This window comes from Nocardia sp. NPDC050717 (assembly GCF_040654275.1).
Lineage (GTDB): Bacteria > Actinomycetota > Actinomycetes > Mycobacteriales > Mycobacteriaceae > Nocardia.
Map to the genome: position 1 here is coordinate 242,351 of NZ_JBFAHR010000010.1, position 19,450 is coordinate 261,800.

General features: G+C 69.9%; 15 protein-coding genes. 9 read left to right on the forward strand and 6 right to left on the reverse strand.

The window, feature by feature from the left end:
* The gene (locus AB0H56_RS21335) at window positions 1-1,590 is read right to left on the reverse strand and encodes a GMC family oxidoreductase N-terminal domain-containing protein (protein WP_357165878.1); all 1,590 of its coding nucleotides are present in this window, start codon (window positions 1,588-1,590) and stop codon (window positions 1-3) included.
* Between the two features lie 154 nt (window positions 1,591-1,744).
* A complete protein-coding gene (locus AB0H56_RS21340; RefSeq protein ID WP_357165881.1) occupies window positions 1,745-3,235 on the reverse strand; it encodes an FAD-dependent oxidoreductase in 1,491 nt (496 codons plus the stop codon).
* A 160-nt stretch (window positions 3,236-3,395) separates the two neighbouring features.
* Between AB0H56_RS21340 and AB0H56_RS21345 the strand changes: the two genes are divergently transcribed.
* Complete coding sequence (locus AB0H56_RS21345; RefSeq protein WP_357165884.1) at window positions 3,396-3,890, forward strand: glutathione peroxidase; 495 nt, start codon at window positions 3,396-3,398, stop codon at window positions 3,888-3,890.
* A 1-nt stretch (window position 3,891) separates the two neighbouring features.
* Here the strand turns inward: AB0H56_RS21345 and AB0H56_RS21350 are convergent, their stop codons facing one another.
* From AB0H56_RS21350 to AB0H56_RS21360, 3 genes are all read right to left on the reverse strand, one after another.
* The gene (locus tag AB0H56_RS21350; protein WP_357165887.1) at window positions 3,892-5,109 is read right to left on the reverse strand and encodes a hypothetical protein; all 1,218 of its coding nucleotides are present in this window, start codon (window positions 5,107-5,109) and stop codon (window positions 3,892-3,894) included.
* The gene (locus AB0H56_RS21355; protein ID WP_357165890.1) at window positions 5,085-6,575 is read right to left on the reverse strand and encodes a serine/threonine-protein kinase; all 1,491 of its coding nucleotides are present in this window, start codon (window positions 6,573-6,575) and stop codon (window positions 5,085-5,087) included. Before AB0H56_RS21355 ends, AB0H56_RS21350 begins: the two co-directional genes overlap by 25 nt.
* Before the next feature lie 65 nt (window positions 6,576-6,640).
* Complete coding sequence (locus tag AB0H56_RS21360) at window positions 6,641-8,059, reverse strand: MFS transporter (RefSeq protein WP_357165893.1); 1,419 nt, start codon at window positions 8,057-8,059, stop codon at window positions 6,641-6,643.
* Window positions 8,060-8,219: 160 nt separating this feature from the next.
* Between AB0H56_RS21360 and AB0H56_RS21365 the strand changes: the two genes are divergently transcribed.
* The 8 genes from AB0H56_RS21365 (at window position 8,220) to AB0H56_RS21400 (ending at window position 18,452) form a co-directional block, all read left to right on the forward strand.
* On the forward strand, window positions 8,220-9,050 hold the full coding sequence (locus tag AB0H56_RS21365; RefSeq protein ID WP_357165896.1) for an SAM-dependent methyltransferase: 831 nt from the start codon (window positions 8,220-8,222) through the stop codon (window positions 9,048-9,050).
* 198 nt (window positions 9,051-9,248) lie between these two features.
* A complete protein-coding gene (locus AB0H56_RS21370; RefSeq protein WP_357165899.1) occupies window positions 9,249-10,328 on the forward strand; it encodes a mechanosensitive ion channel domain-containing protein in 1,080 nt (359 codons plus the stop codon).
* A 69-nt stretch (window positions 10,329-10,397) separates the two neighbouring features.
* On the forward strand, window positions 10,398-11,678 hold the full coding sequence (locus AB0H56_RS21375) for a cytochrome P450 (RefSeq protein ID WP_357165902.1): 1,281 nt from the start codon (window positions 10,398-10,400) through the stop codon (window positions 11,676-11,678).
* A gap of 61 nt (window positions 11,679-11,739) precedes the next feature.
* On the forward strand, window positions 11,740-12,639 hold the full coding sequence (locus AB0H56_RS21380; protein ID WP_357165905.1) for a helix-turn-helix transcriptional regulator: 900 nt from the start codon (window positions 11,740-11,742) through the stop codon (window positions 12,637-12,639).
* Between the two features lie 199 nt (window positions 12,640-12,838).
* Window positions 12,839-13,648 carry an LppX_LprAFG lipoprotein gene (locus tag AB0H56_RS21385; RefSeq protein ID WP_357165908.1) on the forward strand — a complete coding sequence of 270 codons (810 nt, stop codon included), beginning with the start codon at window positions 12,839-12,841 and terminating at the stop codon, window positions 13,646-13,648.
* 249 nt (window positions 13,649-13,897) lie between these two features.
* Window positions 13,898-15,364: a fatty acid desaturase gene (locus AB0H56_RS21390; protein WP_357165911.1), complete on the forward strand. Its 1,467-nt coding sequence runs from the start codon at window positions 13,898-13,900 to the stop codon at window positions 15,362-15,364.
* Window positions 15,365-15,411: 47 nt separating this feature from the next.
* Window positions 15,412-16,581 (forward strand): 3-oxoacyl-[acyl-carrier-protein] synthase III C-terminal domain-containing protein, encoded by a 1,170-nt coding sequence (locus tag AB0H56_RS21395; RefSeq protein WP_357165914.1) that lies wholly within the window; start codon window positions 15,412-15,414, stop codon window positions 16,579-16,581.
* Window positions 16,582-16,592: 11 nt separating this feature from the next.
* Entirely contained in the window at window positions 16,593-18,452 is a 1,860-nt protein-coding gene (locus tag AB0H56_RS21400; RefSeq protein ID WP_357165917.1) for an ATP-binding cassette domain-containing protein, read from the forward strand.
* Window positions 18,453-18,507: 55 nt separating this feature from the next.
* Here AB0H56_RS21400 and AB0H56_RS21405 read toward each other — a convergent pair whose 3' ends face one another.
* On the reverse strand, window positions 18,508-19,389 hold the full coding sequence (locus AB0H56_RS21405) for a glucosyl-3-phosphoglycerate synthase (protein ID WP_357165920.1): 882 nt from the start codon (window positions 19,387-19,389) through the stop codon (window positions 18,508-18,510).
* Between the last annotated feature and the right edge of the window lie 61 nt (window positions 19,390-19,450).

Genomic DNA, 19,450 nt, shown 5'->3' on the forward strand with positions numbered 1-19,450 from the left:
TCAGGAACCGGCCAGGATGAAGTCCGCGGCCTGCTCGCCGATGAGGATCGCCGGCGCGTTGGTGTGGCCGCGGATGATCAACGGCATCACCGAGGCGTCCGCGACGCGCAGTCCCTCGACCCCGCGCACCTTCAGCTCCGGGGTGACCACGCTGGCGGCGTCGGTCCCCATCCGGCAGGTGCCGACCGGGTGGTAGAGCGTGTGCGAGAACTGCTCGAGGCTCAACGCCATGGTCTCCTCGAGATCGTCGGGAGCCTGCGGTGGGTAGATCAGCGGCCCGAGCGCGCTCTTGAGCGCGGGCTGTTCGGCCAGGCGGGCGCACACCCGCAACCCGGCCAGCAGCGCGGCGCGGTCGGCGCCCTCGGCGTCGGACAGGTACCGCGGATCGATCACCGGCTTGGCCGCCGGATCGGCCGAGGCCAGCCCGATCCGGCCGCGGCTGCGCGGACGCAACAGGATGGCGCCGAGCACCACACCGTGCTCGGTCGCCTCGACCAGGCCCTCGTGGTAGAAGGGCGCGGGCGCGTAGATGAGCTCGAGATCGGGATGCTCGAGCTCGGGTTCGCTGCGCACGAACCCGTATGCCTCACCGACATTGGAGGTGAGCATGCCGCGGTGCCGGACCAGGTAGTTGATCAGTTCGAGCGGCTTCTCCGCCGCGAACAGCGAATCCCCGTCGACGCTGTAGCCGAGGGCGGTGATCAGGTGATCCTGCAGGTTGGCGCCGACCTCGGGGGAGTGGGCGACGACCTCGATGCCGTGTTCCTTCAGGTCCTCCCGGTCGCCGATGCCCGAGAGCTGCAGCAGCTGCGGGCTGTTCACCGCGCCACCGCACAGGATGACCTCCTTGGCGGCGGTGACGGTGTGGGTCCGGCCCGCGTGCAGGTACTCGACGCCGACGGCCCTGGTCCCCTCGAACAGCACGCGGGTGGCGAGCGACTCCGCGCGCACGGTCAGGTTGGCGCGCTTCATCGCCGGGCGCAGGTAGGCGTCGGCGGTGCTCCAGCGCCTGCCGTCACGCTGGGTCACCATCGTCTGCGAGAAGCCTTCGGGCGCGGGGCGGTTCGGCGACTCGAGATCGTGCCCGGCCTGACGCGCGGCTTCCAGGAAGGCGTGCGTCGACGCGCGCGGGCTGCGCTGGCGCTGCACGTGCAGTGGCCCGTGCGTGCCCTCGTCGGGGAACTGCGCGTCCTGCACCTTCTCGATCTTGCGGAACTGCTCCACCGCGGCCGCGAAGTTCCACTTCTCGCCGGCGAGGAGCCCCCACTCCTCGTAGTCGGCGCGGAATCCGCGCACCCACATCATGGCGTTCATCGACGAGGAGCCGCCGAAGGTCTTGCCGCGCGGCCAGTAGATCCGGCGATCCCCGAGACCCGGCTGCGGCTCGGTCAGATAGTCCCAGTCGCGCTCGGTGCGGAACAGTTTCGAGAACGCCGCCGGAATGTGGGCGAACTTGTCGTCATCGGCCGGGCCCGCCTCCACCAGCACGACCGTGGTCCCCGGGTCGGCGCTGAGCCGATTCGCGAGCACCGCCCCCGCTGACCCGGAGCCGACGATCACGTAATCCGCGGACGTCCCACCTGCTTGCACTGTCCAACTCCGATCCTGTACTGCTGCTGTCGTGGCCAACTGAACGCACTGTGCGCACGGGCTGAAATACCCGTGCGCACAGCCGGACTCGTCGTCCGGCCCCGGCGTTGCCTGCAGCGTACTGACAGTGGCGGCCCGGTGGGCGGGGTGCGGTTCAGTCGGTGCCCGCCGCCGCGGCGGCCTTCCCCGCGCGCCGGCCGTAGAAACTGCCGTCACCCAGCGACGCACCGCTGACGTAGCCGTACGCGCACAGCCCGGAGGTGCACCGGCCTGCCGCGAACAACCCGGCGATCGGCTCCCCGCTCACGTGCAGCACCCGGGAGTCGAGATCGGTGCGCAGGCCGCCGAGGGTGAATCCGGCCGTGAATCCGCGCAGATCGAACCCGGCCAGCGGCGGGGTCAGCGGGCGGACCCACTGGGCCTTCTTGCCGAGCAGCGGGTCGCTGCCGTTCTCGGCGTGCCGGTTGTAGGTCTCGACGGTGCTCTGCAGCGTCTGCTCGGGCAGCCCCATCTCGGCCTCGAGCTCCGCGACGGTCTCGGCCACCCACTTGGGCGGGAACCGGAAGAACGGGGTCGCGCTCTCGGTGGCGAGCGCTTCCTCGAGCGCGGCCTCGTCGATGACCAGGAAGGCCTGGTTGTCGTTCTGCAGCAGGGTCGCCTGGCCGATCCGGCCGGGGTAGGTGTCCTCGGTGACGTAGCGCTGGCCGCGCCCGTTGACGAGGATGCCGCGCGCCATCATCTGCGGGTCGCCGAAGATGGCAACCTCGCTGGCGTCCATGTGGGCCAGCTCGGCGCCCAGCGCCTGCGCCAATCGGATGCCGATGCCGTCGTGTTCCTCGATGGCGGCGCCGGGACGCCCGCTCAGGCGCGGGGTGTAGCGATCGATCATCTCGGTGTCGTAGGCGAAGCTGCCGGTGGCCAGGACCACGCCGCGCGCGGCACGCACCGCGACGGTCTTGCCGTACTTGGTCGCCAGCAGGCCGACCACGCGGTCCTCGTCGTCGACGACGAGCCTGCGGATGCGGGTGTCGTACTCGACGTCGACGCCGAGTGCGGCGACGGTGTCGGCCAGCGGCTTCATCAGCATGTAGCCGCCGCTGCGCTCACCGGTCTTCTTGTTCGCCATCTGTGGAACGTGACCACGCGGAGCCGGCTCGGCGATGTCGAGGAACGGCGCGGCGTTCTCCCCGCCGGAGTACATCAGGCCCTCGTCGTGCGGTGGTTCCCAGCCGGGCTCGCCCCAGAACGACTCCTTGAACGGCACACCGCAGTCGACCAGCCAATTGTAGTGCTCGACGCTGCCCGCGCAGTAGTCCTCGATCTTGGCGGTGTCGACGCCGGGGCCGAGGGCCGCGGTGAGGAACGCGGCCATGTTCTCGGAGGTGTCGTCGAACCCGAGCGCCTTCTGCAGCGGGGTGCCGCCGCCCAGGTAGACGAAGCCGCCCGCGAGCGCCGCGGCGCCGCCCCAGCCGCCGGTGCGCTCCAGCACGAGGACCCGCGCACCCGCCCTGGCGGCTTCGATCGCGGCGCACACGCCCGCGATGCCGTACCCGGCGACCACCACGTCGGCCTCGAAGTCCCAGGTCGTCACCTCGTGCGCGCGCAGCGGGCGGACGGTGTCGATCCGGTGGGGTTGCTCGGTCACGGTGCCTCCGGTGCTCGGGTGTGTGTACCGAAATGGTGCCGCCTCCCCGGCGACAAAACAAGAACGTGTTACAGATTTCCCGGACAGCGGGACGCTCGCGCGCCGTCCCGCTCCGGTACGGTGACGATCGAACCGAGACAGGACGAGGACTGGTGGTGTTGTGGTGAGCACGAACGTGAAAGACATTGCGGTACGGACCCTGAGCGGAGACGACACCACGCTCGGCGCGCTGGCGGGCGACCGCGCCGTTCTGCTGGTCAACGTGGCCTCGAAGTGCGGCCTGACCCCGCAGTACACCGGGCTGGTCGAGCTGCAGAAGACCTACGGCGAGCGCGGTTTCACCGTCGTCGGCTTCCCGTGCAACCAGTTCATGGGCCAGGAGCCGGGCACCGCCGAGGAGATCCAGGAATTCTGCGCGGTCACCTACGGCGTCGACTTCCCGCTGCTGGCCAAGGCCGACGTCAACGGCGACGACCGGCACCCGCTCTACACCGCGCTGGTCGAGATTCCGGCCGCCGACGGCAGCGCGGGCGATGTCCAGTGGAACTTCGAGAAGTTCCTCATCGGCCGCGATGGCACGGTCGCTGGCCGCTTCCGGCCGACGGTCACCCCGGAGGCGACCGAACTCGTCGCCGCGATCGAAGCCCAGCTCTGAGCTACTGCGCGTTCGCCAGCAACGCGTACTGCGCGGCCGCCTGCTGACGCACCCCGGTCGCCTCCGACCCGCTGACGAATGCGCCGTAGCGCCGGTAGCTCACGTAGCAGCGCACCACCGCCGGTTCGTCGCCCGCGCGCCGCTCGGCACAGCGGGCGCCGGGCACCCGGTCGGGCCCGGCGACGGGATGCGCCGCCGCGCTGAGCGTCTCGTGCCAGGTGGCGCCGAAGTCCCGCGCCGCGTCCGCGTCCCGGAACCGGAACAGGTCGGTGGTGTAGGAATTCGCGACGCTGTCCACGCCGCCGCGATCCCACGCGGCGGCGAGTTCGGCGGGCGCGCTCGGGCGGAAGTGCAGTCCCGCCCGGCCCGGCCACGCCGCGTACTCGCGCGAGGAGATGGCGATCCGCTGGTTGGCGGGCCCGGGGATCAGGGTGCGGCGCAACAGATCGTCGGGATCGCGGGGAAGCTCGGCGATGCGGTCGGGCGCTGTCGGCGTGAACCGGTCGAGCAGCGGCTGCTGCGCGTCCAGGATGGTGGCCACCCGGCGGGCGAGCGCGTCGATGTCGGGCGTCGGGTGCTGCAGGAACACACTCACCACGATCTCGCCCGTGGCGTAGGTCGCCCCGATGGTCTTCACGCCGGGCCGCCAGTGCGCGTGGGCCGTCGGATGGCCGGGGATCGGCACCGGCTGATTGTCCGGGCTCACCCCGAAATCGGTGGCCTCGAGTTCCCTGGCCGCGGTGTCGGCCGCGGCGGCGCCGGGGAAACGGAACAGCACGATCCGGGTGACGCGCGCGTCGGTGTCGATCGCGCGGACCTTGCTGTCGAAGGCCCGGTCGCCCGCGGCGACATCGAAGGCCACGATCATCCGATGCCGTTCCAGCGTCGGCAGATTCACGTTCGAGATGGCCGAGACGTCGGCGGCCTTGCGCGGGCTGTCGACGACATCGGTACCCCAGTCGTGTGTCAGCGCCGTGTCGACCTCGCGGGGCAGCACCACCGCGCCCGCCATCCGCAGGCCTTCCAGGACCGGCCCGTCGGTGGGTGCGCGGGCCGCCTCGACATCGGCGGGCGCGGTCGTGTACTTGCCGACCGCGAGCGTGCGGACATCGATCTCCCCGGCCGTGGCGGCGCCGTCGACGGTGCCGCAGCCGGCGAGCACGACGGCCAGCGCGCCGAGGGCCAGGCGCGAGATCACAGGGGCGCGGTGGTGAGCCATTCGTCGATCATCTCCTGATGGGTGTGACCCTTCCAATACACCTGCAGCAGAACCCGGGAACGCGGCGCCGCGTCGAACCGCACCAGCAGCCACGGTCCGTCCGAGCCGTTGAACCGGCGCACGGTGAGTGCCTCCCCGTAGCGGGTGCGCAGCTGTTCGGGGGTGCCCGGCGCGAGCGTGCTCACGTAGTCGTCGACGGTCTGGGCGTCGCGATGGTCGAGGACCTGCAGGTTCACCTTCTCGCGGTCGGTGCAGTTGAAGCCGTTGTCCCACACCGCGCCCGGGTTCCTGGTGGCGAAGCTGCACCGCAGCGCCCGGTAGCCCTCGGCGTCGGGGCCCGTCGGGAGCAGATCGGGGAACAGGGCGATCGTCGGCCTGCCCGCCGCCCAGGCGTCGACCGCGGTGGTCGGCGTCGGCGGCGGCGCCGTGGTGCTGGTCGGGTCGCCACCGGGGGTGCCCGACCGGTCGGCCGACAGCACGACCGCCCCGACCGTGAGCGCCACGGCCAGTGCCGCGGCGCCGAGTGACCACGCGATCCGGCGTCGGGGCGCGCGCCGCGCGTCCGTGGCCGGGCCGTGCGGCGGGGGAGCGACGGGCGGGGGAGCGACGGGCGGGGGAGCGATGCCGGTGGTCAGCGCCGTGGTCGCCGCGGCGACCATCTCTCCGCAGCTGGCGAACCGATGCGCGGGATCCTTCGCCATCGCCCGCGCGAACACCGCGTCCAGCGCGACGGGCAGATTGGTGCGCGCGCTGATCGGCGGCACCGGTTGCATCAGGTGGGCGCCGATCAACGCGCCCGCGTTCGTCGCGGTGTACGGCGGATGACCGGTGAGCAGATGGAACAGCGTGCACGCCAGCGAATACTGGTCCGAGCGCGGGCCGAGAGGGCGTCCGTCGAGCTGTTCGGGCGCGGCGTAGCGCAGAGTGGCCACGAGCGAACCGGTCTGGGTGAGCGCGGTGCCCTCGTCGATCGCCTTCGCGATGCCGAAATCGGTGAGCAGCACCTGCTGCGCGCTCACCCCGGCCGCGCTCTCGCGCAGCAGGATGTTGGCCGGCTTCACGTCACGGTGCAGTAGCCCGGCCGCGTGCGCGTGATCGAGCGCGTCGGCGGTGGACCTGGCGATGTGCAGGGCCCATTCCGGGGCCAGCGGCCCGGACCGCAGCACCGTCTCGACGTCGCTGCCCGGCACGTACTGCATCGCGATCCACAGCCGCCCGGCCTCGGACCCGCGATCGTGGATGGCGACGATATTGGGGTGGTCGAGCCGTCCCGCGAGCTCGGCCTCGCGCTCGAACCGGCCGCGGAACAGCGGATCGGCGGCGACGGAGGAGTGCAGCAGTTTCAGGGCGACCACGCGCGGCAGCCGCGGATGCCGCGCCGCGTACACACTGCCCATCCCACCCGACCCGAGCACCCGCTCGACGCGATAACCGGCGAACACGACACCGGCCTGGAGCTCGTGCATGACGATCACGCTAACGCACGACCGCCGACCCCGCGGCCGGTGCGCGGGGTCTGCCGGGTCGGCGATCAGCGGCGAGTGCGCCGTACCGCGAGCGCGGCGAACACCGCCGCCACCGCCGAGGTCCCCGCCGCCAGCAGCTGGACCGCTTGCACGGCCCCCACCGCCGCCGTCGGGACGAGGGCGAAGAACACCGAACCGAAGGCCGCGATCCCCACGACCACGCCCAGCTGCACGCTCGTCACGAGAATGCCGCTGGCATCGGCCGCCAGCGCCATCGGCACGCTCGCCAGCGCCCGGGTCATCAACGGGCTGAACGCGAGTCCGGTACCGAGCCCGAGCAGCCCCAGCGCGACCGCCGCCGCCGGCCCGGGTGCGGCGCCGTCGCGCAGCAGCACCGCCAGCCAGGCCGGTGCCGCCGCGCTGAGCAGCAGACCCCCCGGAATCATGGCGGCGTGCCAGCGCGCGGGGAGCCGCTCCCAGTACAGGCCCGCCAGGGCGAAGGTGACGCCCATCGGCAGGAACTGCACACCGGCACGCAGTGCCGTGTAGCCGAGTTCGCCCTGCAGGTGGATCGCCGTCGCGAACAGCCAGCCGCCGAAGCTCGTCATGATCAGCAGCAGCGTCACCGCGGTGAGCAACAGGCCGGGCGCGGCGAGCACCCGGGGCGAGAACAGCGGCTCACCGCCGCGCGCGGCCACCCGGCGTTCGATGCCGGCGAACACGGCCACACCGAGCACGCCCGCGCCCACGCACAGCCACGACCACGCCGGATAGCCGAGCTCCCGGCCGAGGACGAGCGGCACGACCAGCAGCAGCACGGTGGCGGTCAGGGTCAGCAAGCCGGGCAGATCCAGCCTGCGTTCGGTGCGCGGCGCGGTCACCGGCAGCACGCGGGGCGCCACGATCAGCAGCGCCGCTCCGATCGGCACGTTCACCAAAAACACCCCGCGCCACCCGCTGCCCGCCACATCGGCGTCCACGATCAGCCCGCCGAGGATCTGCCCGGCCACCATGCCGCCGGAGATGATCGCCGCGTACAGACTGAGCGCCCTGGCCCTGGCCGTCCCGGTGAAGGTGCGCTGGATCAGGGTCATCACCTGCGGCACCATCGCCGCCGCGCCCGCGCCCTGCGCGAAGCGGAACACGATGAGCGAGACCGCGTCCCAGGCCAGACCACACGCGAGTGAGGCGACGGTGAACACCGCGAGCCCGGCGAGGAACGCCCGGCGCTGGGTGACCCGGTCGCCGAGCCGCGCGCCGCTGATCAGCAGCACCGCGTACGCGATGACGTAACCGGCCACGATGAGCTGCAGCGCCGCACCGCCCGTGGCCAGGTCGGCGCGGATCGACGGGATGGCGACATTGACGATGGCGGCGTCGAGCACCGCCATGAACTGGCCGGTGAGAATGACGACGAGCACGGCCACGGCCCGCCTGCCCGCCGGGGGTTCGAGCGCCGCTGGAGGCGCGATGGTCTGGGTCATGCCCCGATCGTGACCGCGTCCGCGGGGACCGACCAGGAGTCCGTCGACACGGGTACCGCCACCACCCGGCTGCGGGCGGCGAGCGGGATAGCTTCTGTACCAACGGAACCGATGCACTACGCTGATTTCGTACAGTCGGTCCGAGTCCGGAGGCGCCCCGATGTCGCAACCCTCTGCCGCCTACCCCAGCTCAGTGCCGGTGGGGGTGGACACCACACGCGCGAGTATCGCGCGTGTCTACGATGCCGCGCTCAACGGCAAAGACAACTACGAGGTCGATCGCGAGGTGCTGGCCCAGGTCCGCACGGTCGCGCCGCAGGTCAACGACCTGGCGTGGGCGAACCGCGACTTCCTCATCCGCGCGTGCCGGTTCCTGGCCAAGTCGGGCATCGACCAGTTCCTCGATCTCGGGTCCGGTCTGCCGACCGCGGAGAACACCCACCAGGTGGTCCAGCGGGTCAACCCGCAGTCACGGGTGGTCTACGTCGACAACGACCCCTCGGTACTCGTGCACGCGCAGGCCCTGCTGGCCAGCAACAGCCGAACCCGCATCGCCGAGGCCGACATCTTCCGGCCGCTCGATGTGCTCGGCGACAAGACCGTGCGCAACGAGATCGACTTCACCCGCCCGCTGGCGCTGTTCCACATCGGCACCCTGCACCACTACCTCGGTGACGACGGACCGGCGCTGATGCAGACCTACATCGACGCGCTGCCGTCGGGTTCGTTCGTGGCCATCGCCCACTTCTACGACCCGCAGACACCCGAGTACACCGAGCTGGCCCGCAAGATGGAGGAGAAGTTCATCCACAGCCCGATGGGCAGCGGCCGCTTCCGCACCAGGGACGAGATCCAGGCGATGTTCGGTGATCTCGAGATGATCGAGCCGGGCCTGGTCCGCTGTGACGACTGGTGGCCCGACGGCCCGCACCTCACCCCGCTCAACGCCGTCCGCAACTGCATCGTCGGCGGTGTCGGCCGCAAGCGCTGATCGAGCACCGGAGCCTCCGCCTCCGGCGCGGCAACCGGATCGTCATGTCGGTCACGCCCGGGAGTGGGTACCCGGGCACCAGCGACCGACGGTCCGGCCACACGCGTGGTCGGCGAGCCGGCCCGGCCTCGGTCGCGTGCGACCGGAACAGCCGGTGGCACAGCTCATTCCGGGCGGCGACGAGAGGAGTTCGATCTCGTGGAGGACATTCTTCGGCCGCTGATCGTCGTGGTCGCGACCGTGGCGGTCACGGTGCTGGTGCGGCTGGCGATCGATCGGCTGCTGCGCGTCAGCGCACGCCGCGGGTCCGGCGGACAGCTTCCGTTGTCACTGCGGCGCGCGCAACTGCCGCTGCAGGTCCTGCTCGGCGTGGTGGTCCTGCACGCCGCCGCGCCCCTGGCGGAACTGGGCCCCCGCCACGACACGGTCGTCCGGAACGTCCTCGGCGCCGCGGTGGTGCTGGCCGCGGCGTGGCTGGTGGTCCGGGTGGCCGATCTGGTCGCCGAGCATCTGCTGCGCCGCTACGCCGAACGCACCAGGGAGATCTCGCGGGTGCGGCAGCTGCGCACGCAGTTCGGCCTGGTCCGCCGCGTGGTGACCTCACTGCTGGTCGTGACCACCGCGGCGGTGGCGATCCTGTTGCTGTTCCCCGGTCTGCGCACGCTGGGCACCTCGTTGCTGGCCTCGGCGGGCGTGATCGGCATCGTCGCCGGCATCGCCGCGCAGTCGACCCTGAGCAACCTCATCGCGGGCCTGCAGATCGCCTTCGGCGATTCGGTGAAGATCGGCGACACCGTGGTCGTGGAAGGCGAATGGGGCACCGTCGAGGAGATCAGCCTCGCCTTCCTCACGATCCGGATCTGGGACGACCGCAGGCTCACCATGCCGGTGTCCTACTTCAACAGCAAGCCGTACGAGAACTGGTCGCGCGGCGGCCCGGAAGTCACCGGCACGGTCCTGCTGCACCTCGACCACAGCACCCCGATCCCGCTGCTGCGCGAGCACCTCCACACCTATCTGCGCACCCGCCCCGAATGGGACGGCCGCAGCGCCAACCTCCTGGTCACCGACAGCACCCCCACCAACATCGTCGTCCGTGCCGCCATGTCCACCCCCAACGCCGACGACGCCTGGACCCTGCGCTGCGCCGTCCGCGAAGAACTCCTCGACTGGCTCGGCACCCACCACCCCCACGCCCTCCCCAAGATCCCCACCTCGATCACCACGTCCGGCGCGAACGGTGAGCTGGTGGCAACAGGCTCAGCCACGGAGCGATGAGGGGGTGGTCGATCGGCCCGATCCGGGCGGGCGGCTGGGCTACCGTGGAAACGACGAGAGGATGTTGCCATGTATCCGCCCGGCCCCCGCGCTCCCCGGATTCTGCAGACGATCCGGTATGTGCTTGCGCGAGAACGGTTCTTGACCGCCGCGACCCGCCGCTACGGCGACACCTTCACCCTGCGGATGGTGGCGCCCTACGCCCGTCACCTCGTCGTGTTCACCCGGCCCGAGCACATCCGGGAGATCTTCGCGGCCTCCCCGGCCGACCTGCACGCGGGGGAGAGCAACGGGATCCTGCGCCCGCTGCTGGGTGACCATTCCGTCCTGATCACCGACGAAGCCGACCACGCTCGCGCCCGCAGGCTGCTCATGCCCGCGTTCACCGGTTCCGCGCTGGCCGACTACCGCGCCATGATCGAGCGGATCGCCGCAGCCCGGGTCGACACCTGGACGGTGGGCGCACCGGTGCACAGCCTGGACGCGATGACCGGGATCACCCTCGACGTCATCGGCGAGGTGGTCCTCGGCGTGACCGATCCGCGCAGGCGTGCCCTGCTGGGCGCGCCGATCCGGAGGATCACCGACATCGCACCGCTCACCCTGCTCGGCTCCCGGTATCCAGGCCTGCAGAAGCGCGGGCCGTGGCAGCGCTTCGCCCAGGACAAGGCCCGCCTGGACGAGTTCCTCTACACCGAGATCGACGAACGCCGCGCCGGCGGTACGGAATCGGGGACCGATGTGCTCTCGCGACTGCTGGCCGCGGGCACGGACACCGATTCCCCGCTCAGCCCGGCGGAACTGCGCGATCAGCTGGTCACCCTGCTCGTCGCCGGCCACGAGACGACCTCCTCTGCCCTGGCCTGGGCGCTGCACGAACTGGCGTCCGACCCCGAGCAGCAGGAGCTCGCCCGCCGGGCCGCGCTCGACGGCGACACCGCCTACCTCGAAGCCGTGATGAAGGAAGCGCTGCGCTACCACTGGGTCATCGGCGGCGTCGTCCGGAAGCTGACCCGCGACATGACGATCGGCGGCCACGAGCTCCCCGCCGAGACCGTCGTCGCGGCCTCGATCCTGCTCGCGCACCAGCGCCGGGAAGCCTATCCGGACGCGGTGTTCCGGCCCCAGCGCTTCCTCGACGGCAGCGTCGCGCCCAACACGTGGCTCCCGTTCGGAGGTGGTGTGCGGCGCTGTATCGGTGCGGGTTTCGCCCTGATGGAGGGCGCGGCGGTCCTGCAGGAGATCCTGCGCAGACACACCCTGTCGCTGCCGGCGGGCGCCAGCGCGGCGGGCCGGGTTCGCAACATCACCCATGTGCCGGTGCACGGTGCGCCGATCCTGGTGAGCTGAGCCCTGAAACGGGTACCAGCACCACCTGGATACCTGGATCAGGTTCGGCGACGATGGGTCGATGAGTGAAGTGGTCGACATGCGCGCGGTGCGCACCGAGCGAAGGGCCCAACTGGGTGCGTTCCTGAAGTCCCGGCGTGCCAGGATCGCGCCGGGCGACGTCGGGTTGCCGCCGGGGCCGCGCAGGCGCACGCCGGGATTGCGCCGCGAAGAGGTCGCGCAGCTGTCGGGGATCGGGGTCACCTGGTACGCCTGGCTCGAGCAGGGCAGACCGATCAACGCCAGCGTGCAGGTGCTCGACGCGGTCGCGCGAACACTGTGCCTCGACCCGGTGGAGAAGGCGCATCTGTATCGGCTGGCCGATGTACCGACGGTGCCGAGCGCCGCGGCGCAGACGGTGATGCCGCCCGGGCTGCCGATGATCCTCGATCAGCTCGGCCCGCTGCCCGCGGCCCTGCTCAGCGCGAAATACGATGTCCTCGCCCACAACGACGCCTACCGGGCGCTGTGCCCCGGATTCACCGACGGGGAGCGCAACGTGCTGCGCCGGGCGTTCCTGACGCCGGAGTGCTGCAACCCCTACGAGCACAACGAAGCCGACCTGCGCCGGATGGTCGCCTACCTGCGTGGCGCCTACGTGCGCCACCTCGACGATCCCACCTGGCAGCACCTGGTCGAGGAACTGTGCGGCGCGAGCCCGATGTTCGCGGCGCTGTGGGCCAGCAACGACGTGGCCGTCCCGGCCAACATCGTCAAGGTGATCCAGCACCTGGCGATCGGGTCGATCGCGATGCACATGACGAGCATGTCGCTGCCGGTGATCGAGGGCGCGTGGATCCAGATCTTCACTCCGGTCGACGACATGGCCGCGGCGAAGCTGGCGAAGCTGCTCGCGATGCCCGACGAGGAGCGTCGCCGCCCCTTCACCGAGCACGTCCTGCAGGCCCACGCGGTCGGCTGACCTGCGGTGATGATCGAATTCGCGGGCCGGACGTGCCCCGAAAACTCTTGTGCTCACTAGCAAGTCGCAATCTTCGATCCTGCGGTACTATCGCCGTCGGGGGAGCGCGAGATGTCCGATCGTCTGCTTAGTATGTCGCAGGCGCCGGCAGCTTCGGCTGCCTCACCAACGCCATACACGACATCTCCAGGGGATGAACTTGATCGAATCGACATCGCACGCCGCCCCCCGGAGCCGCTTCGCGCGTCGCTCCGGCATCACGTCGATCGTGGCGGCCGCCGCGCTCGCCGCGGCCCTCGTCACCGGCTGCTCCTCGTCCGAGGACGCGCCCGCCGCGCCGCCGACCGGCGAGCTGCCCGACGGCGCGCAGATCGTGAAGGAGTCGGCGAAGACCACGCAGACCCTGCGCACCGTGCACCTGAACATCGACGTGGACAACCTGCCGAACCTCCCCGTGGAGACGGTCTCGGCCGACGTCACCAACGAGACCCAGGGCTCCGGCGCCGCGATGGGTGAGGCGAAGGTCAAGCTCACCCCGGAGTCGGAGTTCACCGAGGCGAAGTTCCTCGTGGTGGACAAGGTCCTCTACACCCAGACCGCGGGCCGCTACGTGCCGGCGGGCCCGGCCGAGAAGGTCTACGATCCGGGCGTCATCCTGGACAAGGACAAGGGCATCGCGAACGTGATCGCCAACGTCCAGAACGCCAAGACCGAGGGTCGCGAGGTCATCGACGGCATCAACACCGTCAAGGTCACGGGCACCATCGACGCGGCCGTCATCGATCCCATCGTGCCGCGCGTCGGGGAGAACGCGGGGACCATGCCGATCACCCTGTGGATCCAGGACACCGCGCCGCCCGCCTCCGATTCCACCAAGCCCTCGGACGCGCCGTCCACCGGCGACGGCCCGAATCTCGTTCGCGCCGTGGTCAAGAAGGACCAGGGCGAGGTCACCGTCGGCCTGTCCAACTGGGCCAAGCCGGTCAACATCGTCAAGCCGGCCGGCTGATCCGAGCCGTTTTCCGGACCCACCACCACCGGTCCGGGGTCTGCGAAGCCTGGCACGCAGTGTCGGCCGCGGCCCCGGACCGGTGTGTCGTGTGGGTGTCGCCCGTGGGGACCGAAACTTCGTAGCGGCGTCCGCCCGGCAATAAGAGAATGTTCAGCGAGATGCAAGGCGCCACAAGGACTATACGTGTCGGGACGCAGGTCGGCAGGCAGCACGCATCGAACGCCGATCGACACGAAGGAAGAACGCATGACGATCGATGATCGACCTGATGAACAGGAGCGCGAGCTCCCGCCACCGCCCGGTCCGGGGGGTCGGCCTCCCGTCAACAACGTATGGGTCTACAACGGCAGAGCCTACGACCTGAGTGAGTGGATCTCCAAGCATCCAGGCGGTGAATTCTTCATCGGCCGAACGAAAAACCGCGATATCACCTCGATCATCGGTTCCTACCACCGTGATCCGGAAAAGATCGCCCGCATGATCGAGCGTTACAGTCTCGATCGCGCTGCCACGCCCGAGGACATCCACCCCAAGAACAACGCACCGGACTTCCTGTTCAAGGACGGCTTCAACAGCTGGGACGACACCCCGAAGTACGCCTTCGACGACAAGAACGACCTGCTGCACAAGATCAAGGCCAGGATCAAGGAGCCCGAACTCGCCGCGCGGCTGAAGCGGATGGACCGCGCGTTCGACATCGTCGTCGCCTTCCTGATCTTCGCCTACTTCGCGGTGCAGGGCCTGCGGCTGTGGGACACCAGCTGGATGCCGTTGCCGGTCTTCGTGATCGCGATGGTGCTGCTGCGCAGTTCGCTGGCGGGTTTCGGCCACTACGCGATCCACCGGGCGCAGAAGGGGCTCAACAAGTACGCGGTGAACGCGTTCGACATGAACTACGTCGCACTGTCTTTCGTCACCGCCGACGGGCACGCCCTGCTGCATCACCCGCACACGCAGAGCGAAGTCGACATCAAGAAGAACGTCTTCACGATGATGATGCAGGTGCCGCGCCTGTACCGGGTGCCGGTGCACACCGTGCACAAGTTCGGGCATCTGCTGACCGGCATGATCATCCGGCTGCTCGACGTGTGCCGGCTGACCCGCAAGGTCGGCATCAAGGACATGTACGGCACCTGGCGTGGCGCGCTGCCGCACTTCATCGGGTCCTTCGGGGTCCGGTTCCTGTTGGTCGCGGAGTTCGTCGCCTTCACGGTGGCGGGTGACTTCCTGGCCTGGGCACTGCAATTCGTGATCACGCTGTGGATCAGCACCTTCATGGTGGTTGCCAGCCACGACTTCGAGGTGCCGACCGAGGAACTCCACACCGAGACCGAGGACTGGGCGGTCAATCAGCTCGAGCAGGCCTACGACCTGACGGTGGTCGGCAACAAATACGTCGACTGCTTCCTGTCCGCGGGCCTGAGCTCGCACCGGGTCCATCACGTTCTGCCCTTCCAGCGCAGCGGTTTCGCCAACATCGCCACCGAGGACGTGGTGCGCGAGGAGTCGGCGAAGTTCGGCGTGGAATGGCTGCCCGCGAAGAGCTTCTTCGGTGATCGTTTCCCCAAGCTGTGCCGGACCTACCTGCTCGCGCCGTCGCGCGAGGCGGAGGAGAACCGGTGGGGACTCGTGCGCGAACACTGCGCACCCACAGCGCTGAAGACCTGTGTGACCTACACGGTGCAGGGCTTCACCGGCATCGGAACCGTCTGACCGCGATTCCGTGGCCGTCTCCATCTGTTTCGAAAGGACTTGTGCCCGTGTCTGTTTCCATTGACCTGCGCTCAACGGCCGACGTCGAGCGCGGGCACGATCGGCTCCCGCCGTCGCCGCCGACCACCGTCGCGGTCATCGAGTCGGTCGCCACCGGATCGCCCGAGCGGGTGGTCGACCAGGCGGTGAACGCCGGCCGGGTGGCCGAGCTGTTCTCCGATCCCGCTCAGCGGCAGCGGATTCCGCGGATCTACCAGAAGACCCGGATCGACACCAGGCACCTGGCCGTCGACCCGCTGGAGCCGGAATTCCTCGCCTTCAGCCGCAGGCCCGGCACCATCAGGGAGCGGATGAACCTGTTCTTCGCTCACGCGGTGCCGCTGGCCGTCGACGTGGCCCGGCGCGCGGTCGCCGGCCTGGTCGACCCGGCCGCGGAGATCGGCCAGCTGATCTTCGTCACCAGCACCGGCTTCATCGCGCCCGGCGTCGATGTCGCGGTGGTCAAGCAGCTCGGCCTGTCGCCGACGGTCGGCCGCATGGTCATCAACTTCATGGGCTGCGCCGCGGCGATGAACGGGGTCCGCGCCGCCGCCGACTACGTGCGGGCCAACCCGGACAAGAAGGCGATGGTGCTGTGCATCGAGGTGAGCTCGGTGAACGCGGTGTTCGACGACGACGTCAACGACGTGATCACGCACAGCCTCTTCGGTGACGGCTGCGGCGCGGTGGTGATCGGCGCCAACCAGGTGCACCAGCCGCTCGCGGCGGGCAGCGTGGTGATCCGCGACAGCTTCAGCCACCTGTTCGACGACGCGGAGGACGGCATCGTGCTCGGCGTGCGGGACACCGGCATCACCTGCGAGCTGGCGACCACCCTGCCCGACTACATCTACCGCGGTGTCGACCCGGTGGTCTCGGGGGTGCTTGCCCGCAACGGGCTGACCAAGAGCGATATCGAGTTGTGGGCGATCCACCCCGGTGGTCCCCGCATCATCGAGGAGTCGGCGCGCTCGCTCGGCATCGCGGCCGAGCTGGCGGCGCCGAGTTGGGACGTGCTCGCCGAGCACGGCAACATGCTGAGTGTGTCGCTGATCTTCGTGCTGGAGCGGATGATCCGCGACGCGCGCACGGCGGCGCCGATCTCCACCGGCGTGGCGTTCTCGTTCGCGCCCGGAGTCACCCTCGAGGGCATCGTGTTCGATGTCATCCGCGGCTGAGAGCCACCGTCATGCATCTTCTCCGATTTCTCGCCGCGCTCTCGCCGGGCCGCATCGCCGCCGTGGTGGTGGCGGGCCTGATCTGCGGTGTGGCCAACACCTACCTGGTGACCCTGATCAACGCGGTGGTCTCGCCGAAACCGCAGCCCGATCAGCTGTTGCTGCGCTTCGGACTCACCGGTCTGGTGATCCTGGTCAGCGGCGTGGCCTCGCAGGTGCTGCTGATCAGGCTGTCGCAGGACGCGATCTACCGGCTGCGCAGTGACCTGTCCTCCGGCATCGTCTCGGCGCCGCTGGAACACCTGGAACGGCTCGGTATGCATCGCCTGATGGCGACGCTCACCGAGGACGTGCGCTCGCTGTCGCAGGCGGTGACCGCGATTCCGTCGATCTGTGTCGACGTGGCGACCATCGTCGGCTGCTTCGTCTTCCTGTTCCTGGTCTCGGGTCCGATCTTCGCGGTGACGGTGGCGGGCACGCTCATCGGGATCGCCTGTGTGGAAATGGTGCTCAAGCGGGTGCGCGGGATCTACCGCGAGGCTCGCGAGAACGAGGACGCGCTGCTGCGTTCGTTCCAGGCCGTCACCCTCGGCATCAAGGAGCTGAAGCTGCACCGCGGCCGTCGCCGGGACTTCATGGATCGGCACCTGCTCGGCTCCGCGGGCACGCTGCGCGACCAGAACACCGACGCCGGCTCGAAGTTCTCCTACGCCCAGGGTTTCGGTCAGGCACTGCAGCTGGCGACCATGGCGCTGATCCTGTTCGTGGTGGCGGCGGCGCTGGACGTCCCGCGCGACACCATGGTCGGCTACGTGCTGGTCACCACCTTCCTGGCGATGCCGATGCAGAACTTCATGCATCGCATCCCGGATCTGCTGCGCGGTGATGTGGCGCTGGCCAAGATCCGCGCGATGAACCTGTCGATGGAGACCCTGCACAACGAGGAGCAGCTGCCGTATGCCGAGCGTCCAGCGGTTGGGGAGGCCAAGCTGGAACTGAGCAACGTCAGCTACGTGTACCGCTCGGAGGCGCCGTCACCGGTCCCGCCGCCGCCCGGTGCGCCCCCGGTGGGTCCGCCGGCGCGAGGTGGGCACCCGCCGCGTCCCGGTCGCCCGCCACACGAGGGCAACGGCGCGCATCCGCACCCCGCGCATCCCGGTGCGCATCCGGGTGGAGCGCAGCCCGGCGGCCCGCAGCCGGATGTCAACGGCAAGAACTGGATCGACCACGGCGGCACCGATGTGCGTCCGCTGGCGCCACCGCCGGGACCCAGCGACGCCGAGGACTCGGGTTTCCGGCTCGGTCCGATCGACCTGGTCTTCGAACCGGGCCAGATCACGTTCATCGTCGGTGGCAACGGCAGCGGCAAGTCGACGCTGGCCAAGCTCATCACGGGTCTGTACGTGCCCCGCTCGGGGTCGTTGTCGCTCAACGGGGAGAGGATCGACCACGACAACATCGAGTGGTACCGGCAGAATTCGTCGGCGGTGTTCACCGATTTCCATCTGTTCGAGGACTACCTGGGCTTCGACCGCCACGGAATCGATGCCGATGTGCAGCGATACCTCGAGGAGCTGCAGATCGCGCACAAGGTGACCGTGCGCGACGGCCGCCTGTCGACCGTGGATCTGTCCCAGGGCCAGCGCAAACGGCTGGCCCTGCTGACCGCCCTGCTCGAAGACCGGCAGATCTACGTCTTCGACGAATGGGCCGCCGATCAGGAGCCGCGCTTCCGCGAGGTCTTCTATCGCGAGATCCTCACCGACCTGAAGCGGCGCGGCAAGACGGTCATCGTGATCACCCACGACGACCGCTACTTCGACTGCGCCGATCAGTTGGTGAAGCTCGACTTCGGTCTCGTCGCGGTCTGATCCGCGTCGGCGAACGCCGGTCCGGTCCTCGTGGCCGGGCCGGCGTTCGCCCGTCTCAGGCGCTCTCGCGCTGCGCCTCGACCACCCGGGTCATCGGCGGCCGGTCGGTCAGGCTCACCTCGGAAGGTGTTCGCCGCCAGCCTGTCTCGCCCGGCTGATACTGCACCAGGCCCATGCCGGAATCGCGGATCCCGAGCCGGTCGAGCAGGGTCGCCACGACCTGCCTGCTCATCACCGCCAGCTCGTGGGTCGTCCGGTGGCGATGCACCCTGGTGCCCAGGTCGACCTGCGCGATCGCCGACAGGCCGTGTCGCTGCCAGCAGTCGATGAGAATGCCGATCTCCGCGCCGTAACCGCTGGCGAAGGAGATGTCGGCGAGAAGTGTTCGGGTGGCGGCGTATTCGCCGCCCAGCGGCTGCACGATCTCGGCCAGCGCGGGCGCGAGCGCGGTGAGCAGGGGGCGCGCCACCAGCTGGGACACCCGCCCGCCGCCGTCGGCGTCGATCCCGGCGCCGTTCGTGATCGGCCGCCGATAGTAGCCCTTCACCAGTGCCAGCGCCGGGTCGTCGAGCAGGGGTGTGAGCAGCATCGGGACGAACCGGGGGTCGGGGGAGACGAGGTCGGCGTCGAGGAACACGATCAGGTCGCCCGTGCACACCGCCAGTGATCGCCACAGCGCCTCGCCCTTGCCGGGACGCGGCGGGACACCGGGCAGCGCTTCCTCCCTGGTGTAGACCGCGGCGCCGGCAGCCCGTGCCCGCGCGATGGTGCGGTCGGTCGAGCCCGCGTCGAGGACCACCAGTTCGTCGACCAGCCCGCCCAGCCACGGGCGCCCGGCGGCGACCACCCCGGCGACAGTGTCCTCGTCGTCGAGCGCGGGCACCACCACCGAGACCCGGCGACCCAGCTTGCGGTCGATCAGCTCACGGACGTCCATGCCGACCAGTGAACGACACGGGGAGCCACGCCGCCACCCGGTCCGCCGATTCCTGTGATGA

Excerpts from the sequence above, each read along its gene's own strand:
- AB0H56_RS21350 (WP_357165887.1), bottom strand. The coding sequence starts at position 5,109 with ATGGCTCACCACCGCGCCCCTGTGATCTCGCGCCTGGCCCTCGGCGCG.
- AB0H56_RS21355 (WP_357165890.1), bottom strand. The coding sequence starts at position 6,575 with ATGCACGAGCTCCAGGCCGGTGTCGTGTTCGCCGGTTATCGCGTCGAG.
- AB0H56_RS21360 (WP_357165893.1), bottom strand. The coding sequence starts at position 8,059 with ATGACCCAGACCATCGCGCCTCCAGCGGCGCTCGAACCCCCGGCGGGC.
- AB0H56_RS21365 (WP_357165896.1), top strand. The coding sequence starts at position 8,220 with ATGTCGCAACCCTCTGCCGCCTACCCCAGCTCAGTGCCGGTGGGGGTG.
- AB0H56_RS21375 (WP_357165902.1), top strand. The coding sequence starts at position 10,398 with ATGTATCCGCCCGGCCCCCGCGCTCCCCGGATTCTGCAGACGATCCGG.
- AB0H56_RS21380 (WP_357165905.1), top strand. The coding sequence starts at position 11,740 with ATGAGTGAAGTGGTCGACATGCGCGCGGTGCGCACCGAGCGAAGGGCC.
- AB0H56_RS21390 (WP_357165911.1), top strand. The coding sequence starts at position 13,898 with ATGACGATCGATGATCGACCTGATGAACAGGAGCGCGAGCTCCCGCCA.
- AB0H56_RS21400 (WP_357165917.1), top strand. The coding sequence starts at position 16,593 with ATGCATCTTCTCCGATTTCTCGCCGCGCTCTCGCCGGGCCGCATCGCC.
- AB0H56_RS21405 (WP_357165920.1), bottom strand. The coding sequence starts at position 19,389 with ATGGACGTCCGTGAGCTGATCGACCGCAAGCTGGGTCGCCGGGTCTCG.